This window comes from Prosthecobacter sp. (assembly GCF_044373815.1).
In the GTDB taxonomy this organism is placed as follows: domain Bacteria; phylum Verrucomicrobiota; class Verrucomicrobiia; order Verrucomicrobiales; family Verrucomicrobiaceae; genus Prosthecobacter.
Window position 1 is genome coordinate 1 of record NZ_JBIPNG010000472.1, and the last position, 5,183, is coordinate 5,183.

At 62.3% G+C, this 5,183-nt stretch carries 4 protein-coding genes; all 4 read right to left on the reverse strand.

Annotation, left to right across the window (positions count from 1 at the left end):
* Window positions 1–2,512: DUF1592 domain-containing protein (locus tag ACIREA_RS26300; protein WP_397385295.1), on the reverse strand; the 2,512-nt coding region annotated here is incomplete at its 3' end.
* Window positions 2,509–3,774, reverse strand: coding sequence for a DUF1552 domain-containing protein (locus ACIREA_RS26305; protein WP_397385296.1), 1,266 nt, complete (start codon window positions 3,772–3,774; stop codon window positions 2,509–2,511). The genes ACIREA_RS26300 and ACIREA_RS26305, both read right to left, overlap by 4 nt.
* A 62-nt stretch (window positions 3,775–3,836) precedes the next feature.
* A complete protein-coding gene (locus ACIREA_RS26310) occupies window positions 3,837–4,718 on the reverse strand; it encodes a hypothetical protein (protein WP_397385297.1) in 882 nt (293 codons plus the stop codon).
* Between the two features lie 54 nt (window positions 4,719–4,772).
* The coding region (locus tag ACIREA_RS26315; protein ID WP_397385298.1) for a sigma-70 family RNA polymerase sigma factor at window positions 4,773–5,183 on the reverse strand (411 nt) is incomplete at its 5' end.

Below are 5,183 nucleotides of genomic sequence, written 5' to 3' on the forward strand. Positions count from 1 at the left end.
AGTCGGCGAGACTCTGGAAGGGCTCGCCAGTGGGAAGCTCGCCGGAGGCATCGACGGGCTGATTGAGGCGGACGCGTGGGTTCCAGCCGGAGGCAAAATTGAATGAGACCTGCATGTTGCCCGCACTCAACGAGCGGTAGCGTTCGCGGAAGCCGCCGATGACATCGAAGCTCTCCAGCGCGAAGCCGGGTGGATCAATTTTCGCATGGCAACCAGCGCAGCGTGCGTCGGAGCGGTGTTTTGCCAACTGCTCGCGGATGGTCTTTGATCCGCGCGTATCGGGATCAATGGCAGGCACCCCGGCGGGTGGTGGCGGGATGATGTTGCCGAGGAGGCGTTCGTTGATCCACGCGCCGCGTGTGACAGGAGAGGTTCTGGTGCCGTTGGCGGTGACTTTCAACACGGCGGCCTGCGTGAGGAAAGCGCCGCGCGGGCTGTCCGCTGGCAGAGAGACGCGGCGGAGGTCGCAACCCGTGACGCCGGGAATGCCATAGTGATCGGCGAGGCTCTGATTGAGCATCGCGAAGTCGGACTTCACGAGGTGCGTGACGCTGACGTCTTTCGTGATCAGCTCGCGCAAGTAGGCGCGGGTTTCCGCGATCATGCTGTGCTTCAGATGCTCGCGAGCTTCGGGGTAAAGCTTGGTATCGGGCTGCGTGGCGTCGATTTTCCGCAGGTCGAGCCATTGGTCCGTGAAGTCGGCGATAAAGCGGTCGGAGCGTGCGTCGGCGAGCAGGCGATCTGTTTGTTTCTTGAGGTTCTCGGGAAGGTGCAGTCGGCCTTCGTTGGCGAGCGCGAGGAGTTCCGCATCGGGGATGCTGTTCCAAAACCAAAGCGCGAGACGGTCAGCGAGGGCGCGGTCACTGAGGCGGATGCGCGGCGTGTTGTTATTCGCCAAGCCGGTGTCGCCGATGAAAAGGAAGTCTGGGGAGCTGAGCGCTGCCTTGCACGCTTCCTTCATCGCGTCCTCGAAGCACGCGTGGCCCTTCATCTCTCGCGTGACGATTTCCACGTAGCCCTGCACCTCGTCCGCAGGCACGGCTCGACGAAACGCACGCGGAAGGAACTGCGCGAGCAGGCGCGTGGCGTCCTCCTGCGGATGCGCGGTGAATACAGTCTCCAACGGCGCTTCCTTCTCCTCCATGGTGAGTTCGCCGTTGCTGGGACGGGTTCCGCCACTGCGTGAGCGCTGCCGCACTGGCTCGCGTTTCGGTTTGATGATGCTGCTGTCGTTCGCGAGCGGGCGGATCGGCAGATCGCCAAAGATCGCGGTGTGGCTGCGCGGCGGCCATTGGTCGAAGATGGGGCCTTCCACTTCGAACCAGTCGAGCGCGATGCCGGGGCCGGAATGGACGGCGCATGAGCCCGGCGACTGCGAGGCCCAGCGTCCGGTGTTTTTCTCGTAGCCGGTCGGCGTGCCCATCTCGAAGAGCAGTTCCTCGTTCACATCAAACCAGCCGGTGTATTCGTGGACGCGGCTTTCCAACGCGGGAACATCGAACATGCCCAGCCGACGCGAAGGCGAATGAATGAAGCGCGGGCCATCCGACGGAAGCCAGACGGAGAGCATGAAGGACTCGTTGCGATGCGGCGGCTCCACCTTGCCGCGATCCCACCAGAAGCCCCACGCTGAGGTGCGGATGCGATACGTTCCTGCGTAAACCGGCGAGAACTGCATGGTCTGGCTGAACGTGCGTTCGATGGGACCCGTGAAGAAGCCGATGGCTCCCTCGTAGTCGCGGAGCTTGGTCCCGAGCGAGGTGTTCCTTTGTCTCCGCAAGGCATCGCCGGGTGCTCCCCAGAGATTGTCATCGACCGCAGGCAGCGGCAGCAAGGGATCGAACTGCTTGTCCTTCAGCAGCACAGCATCACCGCGCGCGATCCAGTTCCAATTCTCCGAGCCGCTGGCTCCGCCGTAACGCTTGCGCAAGACCGGCGGCGGCGTGCTGTGCGTGGCGATGGCGCTGGTGAGCGCGAGGTCTGCCGCATCCATGAACTGACTCAGATGCACGTTCGAGAGATCGAGCGCCTGACCGATCTTGTTGTAGCCGTGGCGGCGCTCGTCTTCGGGCAGCAGATGCTTGATACGCAGCCCAGGCAGATGCAGCAGGTCGCTCAACGCATTCTCGTATTCCTGTGCGGAGAGGCGACGAAACAACGCGCGCCCTGTCTTCGCGATGCGCGTGGCATCGGCTTCGTGCAGGCGGTCATCGAGCAGCTTCAGCGCATCGGCGTTTTCCTTTTCGGAAGGACGCTCTTTGCGCGACTTTGGCGGCATTTCACCAGCGGCGATGCGGTCGTGCGCCTTGGCCCACAAATCGAAACGCTGTGCGTCTTCGAACTGCATCGGCAGCGATTCGAGATCGAACCCGCCCTTCTTCGTCTTCGAATCGTGGCAGTCGAAACAATGCGTCTCCAGATAGCCACGCAGGTCCGGCTCTGCCGCGATGAGCAGAGCCGGAAGCGTGAAAAGGAGTGCGTGAAGGAAAACGTGGGCAACACCGCGTCTCATGCCATTTCCAGTCCCGTGAGAGTTCCCGTGCTCGTGGAGAAGGCATCGCGCTCCACGCCCATGTGCTGAAGCATGGAGACGAAGAGATTGCACAACGGCGTGTTGTTCTTCAGATCGAACTGCAAGTGCTGCCCGTGCTTGAAGCTACCGCCTGCGAGGATGATCGGCAGGTTCACGTTCGAGTGATTGCTGCCGTTCGACATGTTCGAGCCAAAGAGAACCGCCGTATCGTCGAGCAGGCTGCTGCCGCCCTCATTCACCGCAACGAGCCCCGCCAGGAAGCGGCCGAGATTCTTCAGCCCCGCTTCTTCAACTTTGGCGAGTTGTTCCAGCTTCTCCGGCTCATTGCCGTGATGCGTCAGCGTGTGCGTGCGATCGCTCACACCGGGCAGCTTCACGAGGACCTCCAAAGGATTAAGATACAGCGTGACGATGCGCGTGCTATCGCTCTGGAGGGCGAGCAGAGTCATGTCATACATCAGCCGTGCGCGATCCACGTCCTGCGTGTTGTCCAGGATGTCCTGCGGCTGAGGCACGGCGACGCGCGGCTTTTCCCGCTGCTGCCACACCCGCGCCTGCTCCAGCCGCTGCTCCAACTCGCGCACCGAGGTGAGATACTGGTCGAGCCGCGCACGATCCTCCGCACCGAGATTGCGCGAGAGCCGCTGCGCCTTCTCATTTACAAAGTCGAGCGTGCTCACGCGCTGACCGATCTCGCGCATCCGCTGCTCGCTCTCCGCTGCCGTGTCCGGGGTGAAGAGCCGCTGATAAACCTTGGCCGGGCTCAGCTCGGGCGGGATGAACACCCCATCGCGCGAGACCGAGAGCAGTCCGTCGTGCTGGCCGTTCACGCCGAGTGCGAGGAAGGGAAAGCGCGTGTGATGACCGAGCGACTCCGCTGCGAGCTGATCGATGGAGATGCTGTTTTTGAAAACTGCGGACGAAGGAAACCGCGCACCGGTGAGGAAGCTCTTCTCCACCACATGCCCGCCGGAATTGTCCGGATGCGAGAGGCCATTCATCACCGAGTAGCGCCCGCGCACTGCCTCCAGATGCGCGAGATAGCGCGATGGCTCGAACGCCTTGCCCGCCTGCTTCGGGAAGAAGTTTTCGGCGATCATTCCAGTGTTGGTCATGATGCACACCATGCGCTTGGGCGGCGTCGGCGCGGAGGCTCCGCGCGCAATGCGTGGCGCGAGCGCTTCGAGGAACGGCAGCGCCAGAACCGCTGAACCGCTGCGGAGAAATTGGCGGCGATTCAACAGGTGCGGTGAGTCGTGATTGGTAGGCTTCATGAAATTGAAGTTGGGAAAGTGTTTTGATTTCAACGGTCGGAGACGATTTCCAGTTTCACATCGTCCATGAAATGCGCCTGAAACTGCACTGCTCCGTATTTGAGTGTCGGCTGCTCCTGAACCATGGCCAGATGCAGCATCACATAGCGCGTTTCGCGCGTGATTGGCACCTCGACCGATACATCATGCCAATGCGGTGAGCCCGTCAGCACGGCTCGGCGCGAGCCGGCCGCGCTGTTGTTCTGTTGCAGCCACGCCAGGTTCAGCGGCGATGGCAGTGTGCTCAGATCTTGATCAAGAGCATAGGCTCCAACCCTGCAAGCGAACCTTTCCTCACCGGTCACAGCCCCCTGTCTAAAGCTAGCCGACACCCGCGCCACCGTGCGCCCGTCGCCTGCCAGCCCCCGCACATCCACGAGCCGATAAACATCCCCCCACTGGCTGCGCGGCGAGTTCTCGCCCGGATAAGTCGCGCTGAGAAAGCGCAGCATCTTCGCGCCGACGTGAGCCTTCACCCCCGGTGCAGACGCCACCACCTCCGCCTCATCGCCGCTCCAGTGTCTCACCTCGCGCGGCAGCCCATCCTCAGTCTTTGTGACGCCCGATTCAAAACCTTCATCGAACACCGTTTTTACCTTCTCCACCACACGCGGCCCCACATAGCCAAACACCACCGACGTGCAGAACATCCCCAACGCAATCCCCGCCGCCGCTGCGGTGAGTGGACGCCAGGAATACCAGCGCCCGGCGGGGTTGTTTTCAGTCAGTGGGGCTGCCCGCAGCAGATCGATCACCCGGTCTCGTGATCCTGCCTGTGCCTCCAGTGCCACGTCCAGATTCATGTAGTGCAGGTAGAGCCTCCGCAGGTCCGTGTCTGCCTTCAGGCGTGTTTGCAGGACCAGCAGCTTCATACTCCGTGAGCAGTCCGGCCATGTGGCGCTGGATGAGATCGTGTGAGCCGAGATTCATGCGTGTTCCTCCTTGGCGAGTGTGCGCTCCACACACTCCAGCAGGGCCTGCCGGATGCGGTGGAGCAGTTTGTAGAGTGCCATCGGCGTCTGCCCACGGCGGGTGGCCAGCTCATCCATGCGGGTGCCCTTCATGTAGGCGGTGAGCACAAGTTCACGTTGCGCGGCGGGCAGCTTGTCCAGGCAGCTCTCCAAGGCCTCGCGATGCCCGTTATGCACCGGCACCAGGGCGACCGCATCGTCGGCGAGCTTGTTCGCCAGGTCATCATCAAACACATGCCGGTCCCGCGACTGGTTGCGGAGGTGCCGCATGACCACGTTTCTCGCCACGCCGAAGGCCCAGCCCTGAAAATCCGCCGCCACTTCAAACTTCTCCCACAGCACGAGGATGACATCCTGCATTACCTC